The organism is Streptomyces sp. NPDC005202 (assembly GCF_040608235.1).
Taxonomy (GTDB): domain Bacteria; phylum Actinomycetota; class Actinomycetes; order Streptomycetales; family Streptomycetaceae; genus Streptomyces.
Genome location: NZ_JBEXHW010000006.1, coordinates 1 through 18,737, shown reverse-complemented (window position 1 = coordinate 18,737; position 18,737 = coordinate 1). Strand labels below are relative to the sequence as shown.

Below are 18,737 nucleotides of genomic sequence, written 5' to 3'. Positions count from 1 at the left end.
CGACCGCGACAATGCCACTCAATGGCTTTGTCGCCTTTTATGGGCGGGTCGTTCGTGCCGCTGGGCACGGACGCTCGTTCTTCACTGCGGGGCGGTCGGTGCGCCGCTCCGGGTGAGCTGGTCGTAGAAGCACTAAACCGATGGGCGAGGGGTACGCATGACCGACACCGGCCAGGTCCCGGGCGAGGGACTGCCGGAGAACGCAGGCATGGTGGAGCAGCCGGGCGTCCCCGCGCACGGCGCGTACACCTACCTCTCCGAGACCCCCGCCGAGGACGAAGACCTGCTGCTGCCGGGCTCCCAGGGCGCGTGGGGCAACGAAGTGCCCCCACCGGCCCCGGAGCCGATCGTCGAGGCCGTCCACGAGCCGGGTCCGCACGAGACGTCCGGCCGCGACAGCGGCTCCGTCGACCTCGGCGCCGTCCGGCACCCGAACCCGACACCCACGCCGCCCGCCATGCCCGCCGCGCCGACGCCCCCGCGCCGGCCGCTGCACCTCGGCCCGCCGGTGCCCGACACCTCCGCGAGCCCGGTCCGGTCCCTGGCCGACCGCGGCCCCGCGGGCGCGCCGGTACGGCAGTCCGGGCCGCCGACGACCGGCCCCGAGTACCTCGATGTTCCGCAGCTGCGCGAGATGGCCCCGCAGGGCGCGGCCCCGTGGGGAGCCCAGGCCCAGGCGGCGGTGGCGGCCCCGCCGACGCCGGTGGGCGCGGGGGCGCCGGCTGCCGAAACGGTTGTTCCGGGTGCGGAGCCGGGGGGTGCGGCTCAGGCCGCCGTGGCACGGCTCGCGGCCCAGGCCGGCGGTGCCGCTCCTGCCGCTCCCGCCGCCTCGTACGCTTCGGACGCCGGGCAGGCGCCGCAGGGCCAGGACGGTGCGCAGGGTCCGGGCGGGCAGGACGGCGCCCAGGCCGCGTACGGGCCGGGCGACGGCCAGGGCCCACACGGGCAGGACGGTGCGCAGGCCGGGCAGGGCCCGGACGGCGGCCAGACCGGGCAGGCGGCGGAGGCCGGGCAGGCCACGGAGACCGGGCAGGGCCCGGAGGGCGCCTCCGCTCCTGTGGGCGGACAGGGCCCCGAGGCCGGGTACGCCCCCGAGGGGGCGACCGAGGATGCGTATGCCGCGAACGGCTCCGAAGCCGCGTACGTCCCGCAGGCCGGGCAGGCCCCTGAGGTGACCCACGCTGCCGGGACGGGCCAGGGCCCGGAGGCCGCCCAGGCTGCCGAGACCGGCCAGGTGCTCGAGGCCGTGCACGTCCCGCAAGCCGGGCAGGCCCCTGAGGTGACCCACGCTGCCGGGACGGGCCAGGGCCCGGAGGCCGCCCAGGCTGCCGAGACCGGCCAGGCTCCCGAGGCCGTGCAGGTGCACGACGCCCACCACGCCACCGAGGCCGCCCCGGTGCCGGAGGCCGTGCCCGGGTTCGACGCGGCGCAGGTTCCCGACGTTTCCGCCGCTGCCCCTGCCCCGGGGGTGCCCGAGGCCGTGTCCTTCCCCGGGGCTGCGGACGCCCCCCGGTCCGCGACTCCGGCCGACGCCATCCCGATCCTGGCCGACGGCAACGAGCTCCCCGTCGCGGGCGCCGCCTCACCCCTCACGGCCGAGGCAGCTCACCCGGTCGCGCACGCCGAGCACCCCGCCGAGGCGCCGCAGCCGGCGCCGGACGCGCAGCTCGGGCAGGCTGCTGGGGAGGGGGAACACCCCGCCCAGGAGGCAGCGGCGGCCCTTGCTCCGACGCAGGGCGAGGCGACCCCTGCTCCGCCGCAGGGCGGCACGGAATCCGCCGCGCACAGCGCGGACGCGCCCGAGTCCACCGCCGCCCCGGCGGCTCACATCCCGGACCCTGCAGCCCACATTCCGGGCGTCCCGCAGGCGTCCGGCCTCGTCGCCCCGGCCGACGCGGACCCGAACGCGCAGGCCGCACAGCAGTCCGCCCCCGACACCGCCCCCACGCCGGTCACCGCCGAGGTCCCCACCGCCGACGCGACGTCCGCCCCCGAGGTCCCGCAGCACGCCGACGGGACGCAGACTGCGCTCCCGGCGGACGCCGCGCACGTCCAGGAGGCCCCCGCGGTCCAGCAGCCCACCGCACCGGCGGACCCGCACGCCCAGGCGGCCGAACCGGGCGCCGCCGAGCCGGGCGCCGCCGAGCCGGTCGGCCTGGCGGCCGGAGCCGAGGCACCCGGAGCAGTGGCTTCGGCGGGCGAGACGCCGGGCGAGCACAACCAGGGCACCCCCCTGCCGGGCGGAGCCACCCTGGAGCCCGAGCCCGGTCAGCCCCTGGGCCGGTTCGTGCCGGTCGAGGGCTCGGTGCCGACCACCCCGCACCTGGCCCCGACGCCACCCCAGCCGCTGAGCCTGCCGGCGGAGCAACTCGCCGGAGAGACCCCCGAGTTCTCCGCGGCCCCGCAGGAACCCCTCGTCACGGTCCCCGCCCCCCGCGGGGGCGACACCGCTCCCGCCGCGCCCGGCGAGGAGCTCGAACCCGAAGTCGTACAGAACGCGGACGACCTGGACACCCAGGGCGCCGAACAGGAAGAGAGCACGGCCGCAGTGGCAGAAGCACAACAGTCCACCGGTCCGGCCGCGCCCGGCTACGACGAGGCCGAGCGCGAGGCCGTGCTCAAGGTGATGCGCGAGCGCCGCGACATCCGCAACGGCTTCCGCAGCGACCCGATCCCGCACGAGGTGCTGCTCCGCGTCCTGGAAGCGGCGCACACGGCGCCGTCCGTCGGCCACTCCCAGCCCTGGGACTTCGTCGTCATCCGCTCCGCGGAGACCCGGCGCGCGATGCACGAACTGGCCATGCGCCAGCGCGAGGCGTACGCCAAGTCGCTGCCCAAGGGCCGGGCGAAGCAGTTCAAGGAACTGAAGATCGAGGCCATCCTCGACACCCCGGTGAACATCGTCGTCACCGCCGACCCGACCCGCGGTGGCCGCCACACCCTGGGCCGCCACACGCAGCCGCAGATGGCGCCGTACTCCTCCGCGCTCGCGGTCGAGAACCTCTGGCTCGCCGCCCGCGCCGAGGGCCTCGGCGTCGGCTGGGTCAGCTTCTTCGACGAACGCGAGATGGTCCGCGCCCTCGGCCTGCCCGAACACCTGGAGGTCGTCGCCTACCTGTGCGTCGGGTACGTCGACGAGTTCCCGGACGAGCCCGAGCTGATGCAGGCCGGCTGGTCCAAGCGCCGCCCGCTGTCCTGGGTCGTGCACGAGGAGACGTACGGTCGTCGCGCGCTGCCCGGAGAGGAGCCCCACGACCTGCTCGCCGAGACCGTCGCGCAGATCCGCCCGCTGGACGCCAAGGCGCTGGGCGAGGCCTGGGAGCGGCAGAAGCGCATGACCAAGCCCGCGGGCGCGCTCGGCATGCTGGAGATCATCTCCGCGCAGCTGTCCGGCCTGTCCCGCCAGTGCCCGCCCCCGATCCCGGAGCCTGCGGCCGTCGCGATCTTCGCCGGCGACCACGGTGTGCACGCCCAGGGCGTCACCCCCTGGCCGCAGGAGGTCACCGCCCAGATGGTGGCCAACTTCCTCGGCGGGGGAGCGGTCTGCAACGCCTTCGCGGGCCAGGTGGGCGCCGAGGTCTGCGTCGTCGACGTGGGCGTCGCCTCCGACCTGCCCGCCACGCCCGGCCTGCTGCCCCGCAAGGTCCGCGCGGGCACGTCCGACATGACCACCGGTCCTGCGATGACCCGCGAGGAGGCCAAGAAGGCCATCGAGGTCGGCATCGAGACCGCCCGCGATCTGGTGGCGGCCGGCAACAAGGCGCTGCTCACCGGCGAGATGGGCATCGCGAACACCACGGCGTCCGCGGCCCTGATCTCGGTCTTCACCGGCGCGGACCCTGCCGAGGTCACCGGCCGGGGCACGGGCATCAACGACGAGACGCTGGCCCGCAAGACCGAGGTGGTCCGCCGCGCGCTCGAGCTGCACCAGCCGGACCCGGCCGACCCCATCGGCGTCCTCGCCGCGATCGGCGGCTTCGAGCACGCGGCGATGGTCGGCCTCCTCCTCGGCGGCGCCTCCCTGCGGACGCCGGTGATCCTGGACGGCGTCAGCGCCGGCGCCGCCGCGCTGGTCGCCCGCGCGATCGCCCCCGAGGTGCTCGCGGCCTGCATCGCGGGCCACCGCAGCGCCGAGCCGGGCCACGTGGCCGCGCTCAACAAGCTGGGCCTGCGCCCGCTGGTGGACCTGGACCTGCGCCTGGGTGAGGGCACGGGCGCGCTGCTGGCCCTGCCGCTGGTCCAGAGCACGGCGAGAGCCATGCACGAGGTGGCGACGTTCGACTCGGCGGGCATCACCGAGAAGTAAGGCCGGGGCCGGGGTCGGCGGGGATGCGCTCCTGCGCGCCCCCCGGCCCCGCCGTACGCTGAACCCACCTCTAAAATCCGCACGTTCAGGGCTGCTCCAGAGCCGTAGCGCCCATTCGTACCGCCTGGACGAGGAGCCGCACCTCACATGGCCGAACACCCCGCCTACCCCGTAGGCCTCCGCCTCTTTGGCCGTCGCGTGGTCGTCCTCGGCGGCGGTCAGGTCGCCCAGCGCCGCCTCCCGGCGCTCATCGCGGCGGGCGCGGACGTCGTCCTCGTATCGCCTGACGCGACCCCCTCGGTCGAGGCCATGGCGGACGCGGGCGAAATCACTTGGAAGCAGCGGCCGTACGAGGACGGCGACCTCGCGGACGCCTGGTACGCCCTGATCGCCACCAGCGATCCCGAGGCGAACGCCGCCGCCTCCGCCGAAGCGGAGCGCCACCGCGTGTGGTGCGTCCGCTCCGACGACGCCGACGCGGCGACCGCCTGGACCCCGGCGACCGGCCACAGTGAGGGCGTCACGGTCGCCGTCCTCACGACGGACGCCAAGGGCCGCGACCCCCGCCACACCGCCGCCATCCGCGACGCGGTCGTGGAGGGCCTGCGCGACGGCACTCTTGTCGCCCCGCACCACCGCACCCGCACCCCCGGCGTCGCCTTGGTAGGCGGCGGCCCCGGCGACCCGGACCTGATCACGGTCCGCGGCCGCCGCCTGCTCGCCGAGGCCGACGTCGTCATCGCCGACCGCCTCGGCCCGCGCGACCTGCTCGCCGAACTCCCGCCGCACGTCGAGGTGATCGACGCGGCGAAGATCCCCTACGGCCGCTACATGGCCCAGGAGGCCATCAACAACGCCCTCATCGAGCACGCCAAGCAGGGTAAGTCGGTCGTACGGCTCAAGGGCGGCGACCCCTTCGTCTTCGGCCGCGGCATGGAGGAGGTCCAGGCGCTTGCCGAGGCCGGCATTCCGTGCACGGTCGTCCCTGGCATCTCCAGCTCCATCTCGGTCCCGGGCGCGGCGGGCATCCCGGTCACCCACCGGGGAGTGGCCCACGAGTTCACGGTGGTCAGCGGCCATGTCGCCCCGGACGACAAGCGCTCCCTCGTCGACTGGCCGAGCCTGGCCCGGCTCACCGGGACGCTCGTGATCCTCATGGGCGTCGACAAGGTCGGGAAGATCGCCGAGACGCTCGTGGCGCACGGCAAGTCCCCGGACACCCCGGTCGCCCTGGTCCAGGAGGGCACGACGGCCGCCCAGCGCCGCGTCGACGCGACCCTGGCGACGGTCGCCGAGACGGTCCGCACCGAGGACGTGAAGCCGCCGGCCGTCATCGTCATCGGCGAGGTCGTCACGGTGGGCCCACGGGCCTCCGGGTAACCCCGGGTAACCCGACCCGTTCCGAGCCGTTGGCACCGTACCCAGGACAAGGCAGTATCACCCTGTGGCCGATCTCATCACCGTTGAGGACCCCGACGACCCGCGCCTGCGCGACTACACGGGCCTGACCGACGTCGAGCTGCGCCGCAAGCGCGAACCCGCCGAGGGCCTGTTCATCGCCGAGGGCGAGAAGGTCATCCGCCGGGCCAAGGACGCCGGGTACGAGATGCGCTCGATGCTCCTGTCCGCCAAGTGGGTCGACGTCATGCGCGACGTCATCGACGAGCTCCCGGCCCCGGTGTACGCGGTCAGCCCGGAGGTCGCCGAGCAGGTCACCGGCTACCACGTGCACCGCGGCGCGCTCGCCTCCATGCAGCGCAAACCGCTGCCCACGGCGGCCGAGCTGCTCCGGACGGCCCGCCGGGTCGCGGTCATGGAGTCGGTCAACGACCACACCAACATCGGCGCCATCTTCCGTTCCGCCGCGGCGCTCGGCATGGACGCGGTCCTCCTCTCCCCGGACTGCGCCGACCCGCTCTACCGACGCAGCGTCAAGGTCTCGATGGGCGCGGTCTTCTCCGTGCCGTACGCCCGCCTCGACACCTGGCCCAAGGGGCTGGAGTCGGTCCGCGAGGCCGGCTTCACGCTCCTCGCCCTCACCCCGGACGAGAAGGCCAAGACCCTCGACGAGGCCGCCCCGCACACCATGGACCGGGTCGCCCTGATGCTCGGCGCCGAGGGTGACGGCCTGTCCACCCAGGCCCTGGTGGCCGCCGACGAGTGGGTGCGCATCCCCATGTCCCACGGCGTCGACTCGCTCAATGTGGGCGCCGCGGCCGCCGTCGCCTTCTACTCGGTGGCAACGGGCCGCCCGCAGCCCTAGGAGCACGGGGTAACGCAGCGCGGGGCGATCGTCGCCGTCCTCCTGCGCGGTGACCGCGCGCTCGTGATCCGCCGCGGCCCCGCCGCCCGCCGCCCCGGCCACTGGGCACCGCTCAGCGGCAAGGTCGAACCGGGCGAGAGCCGGCGGGAGGCGCTGGTCCGGGAGATCCGCGAGGACGTCCGCCTGGACGCCACCCCGCCGGCGAAGGTCTGGGAGTCGCAGACCGACGACGGCACCCTCCGCCTGCACTGGTGGACTGCCGAGCCCGGCCCCGCCGGGGTGGTCCCCGGCCCGGGCGAGGTCGCAGAGGCCCGCTGGGTCACGCCGGAGGAGTTCCTGGCTCTGGACCCCGTCTTCGACGGCGACCGTGAGTTCTTCGAGCGCATCCTGCCGGGGTTGCGGCGCGCTACGCCCTGACGTCGGGGACCGACTCGTGCCGAGGGGACAACAGCCGCGCGTCCAGGGTCGGATGGCCCGGCGACGCGTCCGGCGTCGGATGGTCCGGCCGGGCGTCTCGCCGCTCCGGCCGGAGGTGCCCCCGCTGCACCCGTGTGCCGCTCCCGTCGCCGTCGAGGCCCCGCGCCGGCCCCTGGCAGCCCTGCGCCGCCGCGATGCCGAGCGCGACCAGCAGCGTCACCACGACGAACACGAACAGCCGCTGGCGCAGCAGCCGAGGGTTGGCGGGCCGCCGCCCGGTCATCGTGCCGCGCGGCCCCGGCCGCCCGGTGCCGCCGCGCGGAACGGGACGGCCGCCGCTGCCCGGGCGGGTACCGTTCCGGGACGTCGGCGTCGGCCGCGTACCGCCGGTCCGCGGAGACGCACCGCCCCCGCGCGGAGCGCTGCCGCCCCGGGGCGTGCCGCCCGTCCGTGACGGCGTGCCGCCCCGCGCAGCAGGTGTGGCGCCACGCGGGGCGGGAGTACCGGGGGAGCCCTGCGGACGCCGCTGGGCCCGCTGTTGCTCCGGATAGGTGGCCCGCTGCTGGTCCGGATAGCTCGCGCGCTGCTGGTCCGGATAGCTCGCGCGCTGCTGGTCCGGGTACGTGCCGCGCTGCTGGTCCGGGTAGGTGTCGGCGAGCCGCCCGGTCGGCCGGTCCGCCTCGGCGGCGCGCGGTGCGGGCGGACGCACGTCGCCCAGGCCCTGCGCCTCCCGCGCCGCGATCTCCTTCAGCCGCAGCGACAGCTGCAGCGTGCTGGGCCGCTCCTCGGGGTCCTTCGCCAGACAGGCCCGCACGAGCGGAGCCAGTGCGTCCGGTACGCCGTGCAGCTGGGGCTCCTCGTGGACCACGCGGTACAGCATCACCTCGGAACTGCCCTGCCCGAACGGGGAGTCGCCCGTCGACGCGTACGCCAGGGTCGCCCCCAGCGAGAACACGTCGGTGGCCGGGGTGACGGCGGCGCCGCGCACCTGCTCCGGGGCGAGGAAGCCGGGCGAGCCGACCGCGGTGCCGACGTGGGTGAGCGTCGAGGCGCCGGTCGCCCAGGCGATGCCGAAGTCGATGATCCGCGGTCCCTTGGGGGACAGCAGGATGTTCGACGGCTTCAGGTCCCGGTGCACGACCCCGGCCTCGTGCACGGCGACCAGCCCTTCGGACAGGGCGGCCCCGATCGCCGCCACCTCCGCCGCGCTCAGCGGACCCTCGTCGGCCACCTTGTCGTGCAGGGAGGGTCCGGGCACGTACTGCGTGGCGAACCACGGCCGGTCCGCCTCCAGGTCCGCCGCCACCAGGCGCGCCGTGCACCCGCCCCTGATCCGCCGGGCCGCCGAGACCTCGCGCGCGAAGCGGGAGCGGAACTCCTGATCCTCCGCCAGATCCGGCCGGATGACCTTCAGTGCGACCCGTTGGCCCTTCCGGTCGGAGCCGAGGTAGACCACGCCCATTCCGCCCGCGCCGAGCCGTCGGTGAAGCCTGAACGAGCCGACGACGCGCGGGTCCTCGCGCCTCAGGCGCATCATCGCCATGTTCATCCCCGCTGCCCGGTCCCTGTGACGAGCCACAGCTTACGTTTCCAGGGCCGTCGGCGCGCAGAGGCCGCGCCCTCTCGACCTGATCGATTGTCAGTGCCGGGTGGGGAAATTGAAAGAGGGTCAGGGAGCCTGTGGACAGAACGGCTTTGGGCTGCCTGTGATCCCAACCACCCGTCGTGGAAGGGGGATTGAACCCGTGAAGGGTGATGGCGTGGTGATGGTCGTGGACGCAGGGGACGCGACGCGCACGTACGAGGTGGTGGCGAGCAGGGCGGCCCGCCGGGTGGAGCCGGCCGTGCGCCGGGGTCTCGTGGAAGTGAGCGAAGTCACGCGATGGGGGTCCCCCAGTACGTGACTTCGCGGTGGGGGTCCCTCCACGCCGTTCGGGCAGTGGGGGGAGGATCCGTCGTCCGTACGGCCCGGTTCATGGCGAGCCGGGTCCTGGCGCTGGTCGAGCAGCCGGTGCCCCGGGAGGACGGCTCGGAAAAGCCGGGGCACTACGGGCACCCCTTCAGGGAAGACCCCGAGACCCGGGCCGTCGTCTCCACCCAGGGGAGTACTCCCCAGGTCACGGCTCATCCTCCGGGAGGCCCGCCAATCGGTACGAGGGCATGACGCCCGGCGGGCGCCGCGCGCCTAGATTTGAGGTCAAGCGGCGGGTGCAGCACTCGTCCCCCGAGGTCAGACACCCGCCGCTGCCAACGACAACTGAGAGCGGTCAGGAGAGGGACCATGGCCCACACGGCACCGCGGACGCTGCTCCGCACGGAGGGACGCAGGGTGTACGCCGCGTTCCGCCCCCGCCGTCAGGGCCGCCGCCACCCCCTGGTGGCGACGCTGATGGCCCTTCCCCTGGCGGTCCTGCTCCTGCTCGTCTTCGACGGCTGGGAGACAGTGGCCACACAGGCGTCGTCCGTGGGCGTGATGCTGGGGCGCTGAGCGGCGACCCCAGGCCCGGAAGAGCGGTCCGGGCGGGGACATCCACCCATGAAACCCCGTGGGGACGGGGGTACGGCGGACGGCACAAATGTCGGCGCAGCTGGGGAGCTGCGCCGGCATTGCCCTTTTTTGCGTCTGATCCGGCGCGCGCTCTCGCGGAGGTGGTTGCTCGCCGTGGGGGTTCCTCAATTGATGGTTGCGGTCCCATGAGGGCGTTGGAGTGCCCGAGGACTTGGGGCGCAGCCTGTCGAGCGTGCGTAGCTGCGGGCAGTCGTGCCTCCCCCAGTGCCTTGACGGCCTGGGGCCATCCCCAGCGGGCGGCACGGGTGGGCGCCGGGGGTGCCCCCTGCTCGAAGAGCTTGGGGGGAGCTTGGGGGGAGCTTGGGCGGAGGCACCCCGCCGGTGCCGGGCTCGCCGACCCGCCCGCCCGCACCGGCGCCGGGCAACCCCTCAGCCCGCGTCCGGCTCACCCACGTACCCTCGCCGCCAGAGCATCCGCACCCGGGGGGAATCTGTGACCGCCAACCCTCTGCTGCCCGAGCTGACCGCCCGTGCCGGAATCGCGGCGCACCCGTCCCTCGACACCTGCACCTGCGGAGCAACCGTCACGCTCGCCGACCGCCCCGACGCCACTGTGGTCCGCCACGCGAACATCGTGGCGAAGGCCCACGCCTCGGACACCGACCCCACCGAGCTGAGCCTCCGCCTCGCCACGGCCGCCCACCTCTCCGGCATACTGCTGCCCCCACTGAGCACGACCCCCGTCGACCTCCACGGCCGCCTCGTCACGCTCTGGCCGTACGGCACCCCCGTCGACCCGGACACCCCGGACGCCGCCCCCTGGGAAGCCGCCGCCACCCTCCTCGCCCACCTGCACCGCACCCCGGCCCACGCAGCCCTCCCGGCCCCGCCTTCCCCGCCTTCCACGCGGGACTCCGGCCCGGCGGCACCCACCGCCCTGCCCTCCATGCGCGGCCCCGCCAAGGCCGCCCGCGCCATCGCCCGCCTCCGTGCCGTCGCGCCCGCGCACCCCGCCGCACCCCCCGTCCTGCGCGCTTGGACCACCCTCCCCGCCTGGGCCCGGGCGGATGCCCCCATGCCGGACTCCGCCACCCTGTGCCACGGCGACCTCCACCTCGGCCAGCTTGTCCGTCACCCGGCACCCGACGGCCCCTGGCTGCTCATCGACGTCGACGACCTCGGCACCGGCGTCCCGGCGTGGGACCTGGCCCGCCCGGCGGCCTGGTTCGCGTGCGGTCTGCTCCCGCCCGACGAGTGGACCCGGTTCCTGACCGCCTACCGCGCGGCCGCCGGCCCGGCCGTCCCCGCGGACGGTGACCCGTGGCCCGCCCTGGATGTCCCGGCCCGCGCCCTCACCGTGCAGACCGCCGCCCTGGCCGTCGCCAAGGCGACCGCGGCGGACCGCCCGCTCGATGAAGTCGAACAGGCCGTCGTGGACGCCTGCGACCGAATGAGCCGGGTTCCCCCGGAGTTGATTCACGGCCTGCCGAAGTAGGGTGCAACCGACCGCAGCCGGACAGAGTCTGTCCTGGCGATACCCGAAGCAGGACCGACCGGCGAGGAGTTGAGCCGACCATGCAGTGTCCGAAGTGCCACGCGCCGATGCACACGTACAACCGCAACGGCGTCCAGATTGAGCAGTGCAGCGGCTGCCGCGGCATCTTTCTCGACTACGGCGAGCTGGAGGCGCTGACCCGCCTGGAGGCCCAGTGGTCCCAGCCCGCGCCGCCCGCGCCCGCCCCGCAGGCCTACCCGGCGCCGCCCGCCCCCGCCTGGGGCGCCCCGCACGGCGGCCACCACGGAAGCCACGGTCACTACGGCCACCGCCACAAGAGCTTCGGCCACATGCTGTTCTCCAGCTGAGCCCACGAAGAAGCCCCCGGCCGCACGGCCGGGGGCTTCGCTGTGTGGACGATACTGGGATTGAACCAGTGACCTCTTCCGTGTCAGGGAAGCGCTCTCCCGCTGAGCTAATCGTCCTCGGGACCGCGATCCGAAGATCACGGGCACTGCGTGCGCGATACTGGGATTGAACCAGTGACCTCTTCCGTGTCAGGGAAGCGCTCTCCCGCTGAGCTAATCGCGCGGGGGATCCGAAGATCCGTAAGGGACCCGGAGGTCCAGTGGACGATACTGGGATTGAACCAGTGACCTCTTCCGTGTCAGGGAAGCGCTCTCCCGCTGAGCTAATCGTCCTTGGAGGTGGAGACGGGATTTGAACCCGTGTAGACGGCTTTGCAGGCCGTTGCCTCGCCTCTCGGCCACTCCACCAGGAGTGCAGGGGATTGCGAGATCCCCCTCTTCCTTCGAGCGGACGACGAGGCTCGAACTCGCGACCTCAACCTTGGCAAGGTTGCGCTCTACCAACTGAGCTACGTCCGCCTGTCGTTTCGGTCCGCTTGCGCGTCCCGGCGACGTGTTGAACTCTAGCGGATTCCGGGGCCAGTACAAAAACGCGTTTGTGCAGCGTGCTGCGCTACGTCCACTCGACGACCTGGTCAGGCACCCGAGAGGACACGCCCGGGCCACCCGCAGGACACCCGCCATAGACTCGACTGCGTGCTCGACCTCCCCGCTCTCGCCCGCTTCGGCGACCGCGTCGCCACCGGCCTCCTCGACGTCACCGGTGACCCCGCGGCCCTCGACTCCACCGGCTTCTGGGCAGTCGCCGCCGACTACGAGGGCCGCCTGACCTGCGCCCGCTTCCGGGACGTACGGGAGGAGCCCGTGCCCGCCCCCGCGCCGGGGAGGTGGCGGGGACCGGCGGCCGGTGACTGGACGTCGTCCCTCGACCGCGCCGCGTACACGGCGGGCGTGCGGCGCATCCGCGACCACATCGCGGCCGGCGAGGTCTACCAGGTGAACCTCTGCCGCGTGCTCTCCGCGCCGGTCGCGCCCGACGCCGACGTGGACGCCCTGACCGCCGTGCTGGCCCGCGGCAACCCGGCGCCGTACGCAGGAACGATCCGCCTGCCGGAGCACGGCGTGGAGATCGCCACCGCGTCCCCCGAGCTCTTCCTGCGCCGTGCCGGACGGACCGTCGAGTCCGGCCCGATCAAGGGCACGGCCCCCACCGAGGCGGAGCTGCTGGAGAAGGACTACGCCGAGAACGTGATGATCGTGGACCTGGTCCGCAACGACATCGGGCGCGTCTGCACCACCGGCAGCGTCACCGTCCCCGACCTGTGCGCCGTCGAGAAGCACCCCGGCCTGGTCCACCTCGTCTCCACGGTCCGCGGCGAGCTGCGCCCCGACGCCGGCTGGCCCGAACTGCTCGACGCCGCCTTCCCGGCCGGATCCATCACCGGCGCCCCCAAGTCCAGCGCCCTGCGGATCATCGACGCCCTGGAGACCGCTCCCCGCGGCCCCTACTGCGGCGGCATCGGCTGGGTCGACGCCGACCGGCGCGTGGGCGAGCTGGCCGTCGGCATCCGCACCTTCTGGATCGACCGGGCCGAAGGGCGAGCGGCGGTGCTGCGCTTCGGCGCCGGCGCGGGCATCACCTGGGGTTCCGACCCCGAGGGGGAGTGGCGGGAGACCGAACTGAAGGCGGCCCGGCTGCTCGCGGTAGCGTCGGGGGCGTACGAGCACAGTGGAGAGGGACTCTGACGTGCTGTGCTGCTTCCGGGGGCAACCCCCGGACCCCCGGCCGATGCGACGGACCCGGTACAGACTTGCGAGGTAGGGACCAGTGAAGGTTTGGCTCGACGGCGGGCTGCAGGACATCGAGGCCGCCCGCGTCTCCGTGTTCGACCACGGGCTGACCGTGGGCGACGGCATCTTCGAGACGGTGAAGGCGGTCGACGGGAAGCCGTTCGCGCTCACCCGTCACCTTGAGCGGCTGACCCGCTCGGCCCGCGGCCTCGGCCTGCCCGACCCCGACCACGACGAGGTCCGCCGCGCCTGCGCCGCCGTTCTCGAGGCCAACCCGATGCCGCTGGGCCGCCTGCGCATCACGTACACCGGCGGCCACGGCCCCCTCGGCTCCGACCGCGGCGACCACGGCCCGACCCTCGTCGTCGCCCTCGGCGAGACCACCCGCCGCCCCGACTCCACTGCCGTGATCACGGTCCCCTGGACCCGCAACGAGCGCGGCGCGCTGACGGGCCTGAAGACCACCTCGTACGCCGAGAACGTCGTCGCGCTGGCCCGCGCCCACCAACAGGGCGCCTCCGAGGCGTTGTTCGCCAACACGGTCGGGCAGCTGTGCGAGGGCACCGGATCCAACGTCTTCGTCGTCCTCGACGGCGAGATCCACACCCCGCCGCTCGCCTCCGGCTGCCTCGCCGGGATCACGCGCGCGCTCGCGATCGAGTGGACGGGCGCGAAGGAGACCGACCTGCCGCTGGACGTCCTGCAGCGGGCGGATGAGGTCTTCCTCACCTCCACCCTGCGCGACGTCCAGGCCGTCCACCGCGTCGACGACCGCGAACTGCCGGGCGCGCCCGGCCCGGTGACGGCCAAGGCGATGCGGATCTTCGACGAGCGCTCCGGGGACGACCAGGATCCGTAGGAGCCGGAGACCGAGATCCCCAGGGGCATCCGAAGCAGGGGCATCGGAAATTGGGCTGACGCGGGCCTGCACGGCGGGTAGAACACCCCTGATGACCACGACCCTGCGGCCGGCCGAGCCGCTTCAGCACCACGCCGACGGGACGCGTTCACGCCGCTACCAGGTGTGCGTGAACAGCCGTCCCGTCGGCGCGATACACCTGTCGACGCACCCCGTCTTCGGGCCCGCCGTCGCCCGGATCCTCGCTCTGCACATCGACGAGCCGGACCGCGGGAGGGGCCGCGGCACGGTCGCGGCGCTGGCCGCAGAGGAGGTGGCGCGGGGCTGGGGCTGCAAGCGCATCGAGATCGCCGTGCCCGCCGATGCCGGGGCCGCCCTCCGGCTGGTCACGGCGCTCGGCTACGTTCAGCACAACCGGGGCATGGAGAAGCCCCTCGGCGACACCCCGCCCGAACTGCCCGAGGGCAGCCGGGGCAGGCCCCTGACGGAGGCCGAGTACGGGCCGTGGCGCGAGCACGGCAAGGCCACCTACGCCCAGAGCTGGATCGATCGCGGCGTGCCCGAGGACGGGGCGTGGGCCAAGTCGGAGCGGGACCACGCCCAGCTGCTGCCCGAGGGACCCGCGACCCCGGGCATGCTGCTGAGCGTGCTGGAGCACGAGGGCACCCGGGTGGGCACCCTGTGGGTGGCGATCACCGACGACAAGGCCTTCGTCTACGACGTCGAGGCCGACGCGAGCCTCCGCGGCCGGGGCCACGGCCGCTCCCTGATGCTGCTGGCCGAGGCGCAGGCGGTGGCCGCCGGCAAGCGCGTCCTCGGCCTCAACGTCTTCGCCGGCAACACCCCGGCCGAGCGGCTGTACGAATCGCTCGGCTACCGGCCCGTGCTCTACGCCCTGTACAAGGAGCTGCTGTAGCGGCGGACGAGGAGCTGGCGCCCCCGGCCGGTCAGGCGCCGTGCCCGGCCAGCAGCCGGTCCACGATCTCCTCGATGCGCTCGCGCAGCCCCTCCTGGCTCTTGCCGCCGTCCAGGCGTTCGCCGCCGACGACGTACGTCGGGGTGCCGGTCACGCCGATCGCCTTGCCCTCGGCCTGGTCGGCGTCGACGATCAGGATGTGTCGGCCGTCGATGAGCGCGGTGTCGAACTCCTCGGCGTCCAGCCCGAGTTCACGGGCCACCTCGACCAGGAAGGCTTCGCCCCTGCGGTCCAGCTCCTCGACCCGGCCGAGCACCGCCTCCACGTACGGCCACAGCTGTCCCTGCTCCGCGGCCTCCTCGGCGGCCTGCGCGGCGGCGAAGGCGTGCTGGTGCTTCTCCAGCGGGAAGTGCCGCAGCCGCAGCTCCAGCCGGTCGCCGTAACGGTCGCGCAGGGCGCGCAGATCGTCCAGCGCGCTGCGGCAGTCCGGGCACTGGAGTTCGCACCAGACGTCGAGGACCGGGGTGGCGATGGCTGCGGAGGAGGAGTCGCTCATGGCCCCAGTCTCCCAGCCCCGCCCCCGTACGACCCAATCGGGATCATGCCCGGGAGGTGAAAGGCACCGGCTGCGGCCGTCGTAACGACTCACCGGCACCTGCGGAGGAGGCGACCCGGAGATGTCCCTGATGTCCGCCCGGAGCATGGCATCCCGGGGAGGGAGGGGTGCAGGATGGAAGGGACGAACTGCCTCTGACCCGGTGAGCCCTGCCTGGAGGACCGGATGATTGCCGAGACCGTCTGTTCCGCCGTCTCCGCGGCCGGCCTGGGCGTCGCCGCGGTCACGGCCTACCGCAAGCGCTTCCTCGCGGCGACCCGCATCGCCGCGTACTCCCTCGTTCCGGTCGGCCTGGTGATGACCGGGGTCGTCGGCTGGCTGGCCGACACCGCCTTCAGCCCCACGGCCTGGGCGGGCTTCGTCGTGCTGGGCGGCGCCTGGGTGCTCTTCGCGACGACATGCGCGGTGGAGCGCCGCCGCGGCGGCACGCGCAAGGAGCGCAGGGCGGCGGCCCGGGCCGAGCGGCAGGACGCAGTGGCTCCGGCGGCGTCGGCGCCGTCCCTGGGCCCGGCCACCCGCCCGGCAGCCGCACCCCGCGCCGAGGACGACTTCAGCGACATCGAGGCCATCCTGAAGAAGCACGGCCTGTGACGGTCGCACGACGGCTGAAACGACACAGAGCATCAGCGGGTGTGACCTCTAGTGTTCAAAACCTGGCCCGAACCGAACCGAAGATCACGGAATCCGGCGAACTCCCGCATCTTCCGCGCGTGTTGATCGCGCCACGGGCGGCGGCTGCGCCATCATCGCCCGAGAGATGGTGGACACGACACAGAGCGAGGCCGCGCCGCCGCAGGACGAGCCGCGCGGGTGCCTCTTCGCCCTTTCCCAGCCACCGCTGATGATCTTCCTTGCGGTGATCGGGTGTCTGCTGCTCATGGCTTCGTTGCACGACCTGCTGTTGCTGTGAGCCGTACCCGTGGTCCTCGGCGTCACCCGCCGGGGACCACGACACCACCGATGCTCCCGGGTGTCAGCCCGCCGCCTCCTTAGCCCGCCGCCTCCTTGCGGCGCGCCCGGTACGCGGCCACGTGCAGCCGGTTGCCGCACGTACGGCTGTCGCAGTACCGCCGCGAGCGGTTGCGGGAGAGGTCGACGAAGGCGCGCCGGCAGTCGGGTGCCTCGCAGCGCCGCAGCCGTTCCCGCTCCCCGCCCACCACGAAGAACGCGAGCGCCATGCCGCAGTCGGCGGCGAGGTGGTCGGCGACGGAGGCGCCGGGGGCGAAGTAGTGCACGTGCCAGTCGTAGCCGTCGTGGTCCGTCAGGCGAGGGGTGGTGCCCGCCGCGGCGACCAGCTCGTTGATCATCCCGGCGGCGGTCCGGCTGTCCGGAGCCGCGAAGATCCCGGCGAACCGTCCGCGGATCCTGCGCACTGCCGAGAGATCGAACTCGGACAGCACCCCGACATCGCTGATTTCGTGCTTTCGTACGAAATCCTCGAGCGCCGCGACGTCCGGCAGCCCGTCCGGCGCCGTGTCGTCCTCCGGTGCGGTGTTCACCAGATCCACCACGGTGTCGAGCGCGCACCGGGTGTCGTGGGTGATCAGCACGTTTCGCTCCCTGGCCTGGGGATCGGGCACACGCCCGCCGATGCTGGCCGATGGTAGTGGCTCGACCCGACCACGGAACCGGCCTCATCCGCACGAGCGGCTGCCGAGAGAACGGCACCGTCCTGCCCAGGGTTCCCGACGACGCCCAGGCACCCCGCTGCGCCGGGCTGCGCGAGTCACATACGTCACGGCAGCACCGGGCACCTCACCTCACCGCCGACCGAGCACACGCACACCGGCACCCGCCCCCGGGGGACCGGTGCCGGTGCATCCTGCATGCGGTTGTCCTGGCCCGAGCCGTCTCCCCGAGTGGACGGCGCCGGGCAGCTTGAAGGGCCTCGACGGGCTTTCCGCTAGCTTTCCGCGAGGATGTGCGAGAGCTCCTGATCCAGATCGAAGTGCCGGTGTTCCGTGCCGGGCGGCACGGCCGCGTCCGTTCGCTTCAGGAAGGACTCCAGGGCCCGCGCCGGGGCCTCGAGCAGGGCCTCGCCCTCTGGTGAGCTCAGGGCGATGCACACGACGCCCTGACCATGGCTGCGCGATGGCCAGACACGGACGTCGCCGGTGCCCGTGGGACGGTGAAGCCCCTCGGCGAGGAGGTCGCGGGCGAACACCCACTCGACGGTCTCCTCGGCTCCGGTGTGGAAGGTGGCGTGCACGGCGTAGGGGTCGGCCGTGTCGTACCGCAGGCCTGCGGGGACAGGCAGGGAGGACTCGCTCGACACAACGAGGCGCAGGTGCAGCTCGCAGCTGACCGTGGTGTTCATAAGCGCCAGGGCCTTTCGCTCAGTGTGCGCTCGGGGATTCGCACGTCGGCGAAATCGACATGCCACCTACGGTGCCGTTGTAAACCCCTCTGCGTGTTTTGCCTGCCTTTATGTAACTCTTCCGGCCGAGAACCTGTTCGTGAGGTGCCGCCATTCCGGTGACTGGTTTCTCTCCGGTAGGGTTGAGTCGTATGAATACGGGGAGTGACGAGCCGGGCGAGGTTGCCGTGGCTTCGGGCGAGACGAAGACGGACGGTGCGCAGGACCGGCGGGGGCTCGGGTCGAGGGCGCCGGAATTCATCCGGTCACGCCGAGTGCTGCACCTGAGCTGGCAGGTCGGCGTCTTCGTCATCGGGCTCGCGGTCGTTGCCGCCGGCATTGTCATGCTCCCGCTGCCCGGCCCGGGCTGGGTGGTGATCTTCGGCGGCATGGCGATCTGGGCGACCGAGTTCGTGTGGGCCCAGCTCGTGCTCCGCTGGACCAAGCGCAAGGTCACCGAGGCCCAGCGAGCACTCGATCCCCGGGTGCGCCGCCGCAACATCATTCTGACGACGGTCGGCCTGGTGATCGTCGGGGTCCTCGTCGGCATCTACGTCTGGAAGTTCGGCTTCGCGATGCCCTGGAACATCAAGAACCAGTGATCCGGCCCTGGAGGCCGGTGAGTCGGCGCCGGGCGGGCGGATGCCCGTCGGCCCCTGGTCTCAGGCACGCCCTGACATGGGGTAATGTTCTTCCTGCGCCCGGGCGATTAGCTCAGTGGGAGAGCGCTTCGTTCACACCGAAGAGGTCACTGGTTCGAACCCAGTATCGCCCACCCGGCAACGGCGGCCCGCCCCGGCTAGGTGCTTGCGGGCCCCCGCCGGGGCGCATCTGTAGATTA

17 protein-coding genes, 6 tRNA genes and 1 pseudogene are annotated in these 18,737 nt (G+C 73.4%); 15 read left to right on the top strand and 9 right to left on the bottom strand.

Annotated features, from left to right (window positions below; all coding sequences use genetic code 11):
• Window positions 1–157 precede the first annotated feature (157 nt).
• From cobT to ABZV31_RS12695, 4 genes are all read left to right on the top strand, one after another.
• Window positions 158–4,306, top strand: a complete 4,149-nt coding sequence (gene cobT / locus ABZV31_RS12710) for a nicotinate-nucleotide--dimethylbenzimidazole phosphoribosyltransferase (protein ID WP_355891932.1) — start codon at window positions 158–160, stop codon at window positions 4,304–4,306.
• 147 nt (window positions 4,307–4,453) lie between these two features.
• On the top strand, window positions 4,454–5,686 hold the full coding sequence (cobA, locus tag ABZV31_RS12705) for a uroporphyrinogen-III C-methyltransferase (RefSeq protein WP_355891929.1): 1,233 nt from the start codon (window positions 4,454–4,456) through the stop codon (window positions 5,684–5,686).
• Window positions 5,687–5,750: 64 nt separating this feature from the next.
• Window positions 5,751–6,569 (top strand): RNA methyltransferase, encoded by an 819-nt coding sequence (locus ABZV31_RS12700; protein ID WP_355891926.1) that lies wholly within the window; start codon window positions 5,751–5,753, stop codon window positions 6,567–6,569.
• Window positions 6,570–6,596: 27 nt separating this feature from the next.
• Window positions 6,597–6,986, top strand: a complete 390-nt coding sequence (locus tag ABZV31_RS12695; protein ID WP_355892434.1) for an NUDIX domain-containing protein — start codon at window positions 6,597–6,599, stop codon at window positions 6,984–6,986.
• On the opposite strand, the gene ABZV31_RS12690 is transcribed toward ABZV31_RS12695, so the two are convergent.
• A complete protein-coding gene (locus ABZV31_RS12690; protein ID WP_355891923.1) occupies window positions 6,976–8,535 on the bottom strand; it encodes a protein kinase in 1,560 nt (519 codons plus the stop codon). The two genes, ABZV31_RS12695 and ABZV31_RS12690, sit on opposite strands and share 11 nt — an antisense overlap.
• Before the next feature lie 196 nt (window positions 8,536–8,731).
• On the opposite strand from ABZV31_RS12690, the pseudogene ABZV31_RS12685 reads away from it, so the two are divergent.
• From ABZV31_RS12685 to ABZV31_RS12670, 4 genes and pseudogenes are all read left to right on the top strand, one after another.
• A pseudogene (locus ABZV31_RS12685) lies at window positions 8,732–8,976 on the top strand (hypothetical protein); the annotation flags it as partial.
• Window positions 8,977–9,267: 291 nt separating this feature from the next.
• Window positions 9,268–9,474, top strand: a complete 207-nt coding sequence (locus ABZV31_RS12680) for a hypothetical protein (protein ID WP_355891921.1) — start codon at window positions 9,268–9,270, stop codon at window positions 9,472–9,474.
• A 514-nt stretch (window positions 9,475–9,988) separates the two neighbouring features.
• Window positions 9,989–10,990, top strand: coding sequence for a phosphotransferase (locus tag ABZV31_RS12675; protein ID WP_355891918.1), 1,002 nt, complete (start codon window positions 9,989–9,991; stop codon window positions 10,988–10,990).
• Window positions 10,991–11,070: 80 nt separating this feature from the next.
• A complete protein-coding gene (locus ABZV31_RS12670) occupies window positions 11,071–11,358 on the top strand; it encodes a zf-TFIIB domain-containing protein (RefSeq protein WP_355891915.1) in 288 nt (95 codons plus the stop codon).
• Between the two features lie 45 nt (window positions 11,359–11,403).
• Here ABZV31_RS12670 and ABZV31_RS12665 read toward each other — a convergent pair.
• The 5 genes from ABZV31_RS12665 to ABZV31_RS12645 form a co-directional block, all read right to left on the bottom strand.
• A tRNA-Val gene (locus ABZV31_RS12665) sits at window positions 11,404–11,475 on the bottom strand.
• A 34-nt stretch (window positions 11,476–11,509) separates the two neighbouring features.
• A tRNA-Val gene (locus tag ABZV31_RS12660) sits at window positions 11,510–11,581 on the bottom strand.
• 38 nt (window positions 11,582–11,619) lie between these two features.
• Window positions 11,620–11,691 (bottom strand) — tRNA-Val (locus ABZV31_RS12655).
• Window position 11,692: 1 nt separating this feature from the next.
• A tRNA-Cys gene (locus tag ABZV31_RS12650) sits at window positions 11,693–11,766 on the bottom strand.
• Window positions 11,767–11,804: 38 nt separating this feature from the next.
• Window positions 11,805–11,877, bottom strand: a tRNA-Gly gene (locus ABZV31_RS12645).
• 177 nt (window positions 11,878–12,054) lie between these two features.
• On the opposite strand from ABZV31_RS12645, the gene ABZV31_RS12640 reads away from it, so the two are divergent.
• The 3 genes from ABZV31_RS12640 (at window position 12,055) to ABZV31_RS12630 (ending at window position 14,924) form a co-directional block, all read left to right on the top strand.
• A complete protein-coding gene (locus tag ABZV31_RS12640) occupies window positions 12,055–13,104 on the top strand; it encodes a chorismate-binding protein (RefSeq protein WP_355891912.1) in 1,050 nt (349 codons plus the stop codon).
• A gap of 82 nt (window positions 13,105–13,186) precedes the next feature.
• Window positions 13,187–14,008 (top strand): aminodeoxychorismate lyase, encoded by an 822-nt coding sequence (locus tag ABZV31_RS12635; protein WP_355891909.1) that lies wholly within the window; start codon window positions 13,187–13,189, stop codon window positions 14,006–14,008.
• A 91-nt stretch (window positions 14,009–14,099) separates the two neighbouring features.
• Window positions 14,100–14,924, top strand: coding sequence for a GNAT family N-acetyltransferase (locus ABZV31_RS12630; protein ID WP_355891906.1), 825 nt, complete (start codon window positions 14,100–14,102; stop codon window positions 14,922–14,924).
• A gap of 31 nt (window positions 14,925–14,955) precedes the next feature.
• Here the strand turns inward: ABZV31_RS12630 and ABZV31_RS12625 are convergent, their stop codons facing one another.
• The gene (locus ABZV31_RS12625; protein WP_355891903.1) at window positions 14,956–15,480 is read right to left on the bottom strand and encodes a DsbA family protein; all 525 of its coding nucleotides are present in this window, start codon (window positions 15,478–15,480) and stop codon (window positions 14,956–14,958) included.
• Window positions 15,481–15,705: 225 nt separating this feature from the next.
• Between ABZV31_RS12625 and ABZV31_RS12620 the strand changes: the two genes are divergently transcribed.
• Both ABZV31_RS12620 and ABZV31_RS12615 read left to right on the top strand, forming a co-directional pair.
• Window positions 15,706–16,131, top strand: coding sequence for a hypothetical protein (locus ABZV31_RS12620; protein WP_355891900.1), 426 nt, complete (start codon window positions 15,706–15,708; stop codon window positions 16,129–16,131).
• A 166-nt stretch (window positions 16,132–16,297) separates the two neighbouring features.
• Window positions 16,298–16,450, top strand: coding sequence for a hypothetical protein (locus tag ABZV31_RS12615; protein WP_355891897.1), 153 nt, complete (start codon window positions 16,298–16,300; stop codon window positions 16,448–16,450).
• 79 nt (window positions 16,451–16,529) lie between these two features.
• Here ABZV31_RS12615 and ABZV31_RS12610 read toward each other — a convergent pair whose 3' ends face one another.
• Both ABZV31_RS12610 and ABZV31_RS12605 read right to left on the bottom strand, forming a co-directional pair.
• Complete coding sequence (locus tag ABZV31_RS12610) at window positions 16,530–17,090, bottom strand: CGNR zinc finger domain-containing protein (protein WP_355891894.1); 561 nt, start codon at window positions 17,088–17,090, stop codon at window positions 16,530–16,532.
• Window positions 17,091–17,443: 353 nt separating this feature from the next.
• Window positions 17,444–17,857: an SsgA family sporulation/cell division regulator gene (locus ABZV31_RS12605; protein WP_004002642.1), complete on the bottom strand. Its 414-nt coding sequence runs from the start codon at window positions 17,855–17,857 to the stop codon at window positions 17,444–17,446.
• Window positions 17,858–18,048: 191 nt separating this feature from the next.
• On the opposite strand from ABZV31_RS12605, the gene ABZV31_RS12600 reads away from it, so the two are divergent.
• Both ABZV31_RS12600 and ABZV31_RS12595 read left to right on the top strand, forming a co-directional pair.
• On the top strand, window positions 18,049–18,498 hold the full coding sequence (locus ABZV31_RS12600) for a TIGR02611 family protein (RefSeq protein ID WP_355891891.1): 450 nt from the start codon (window positions 18,049–18,051) through the stop codon (window positions 18,496–18,498).
• A 101-nt stretch (window positions 18,499–18,599) separates the two neighbouring features.
• A tRNA-Val gene (locus tag ABZV31_RS12595) sits at window positions 18,600–18,671 on the top strand.
• Window positions 18,672–18,737 lie beyond the last annotated feature (66 nt).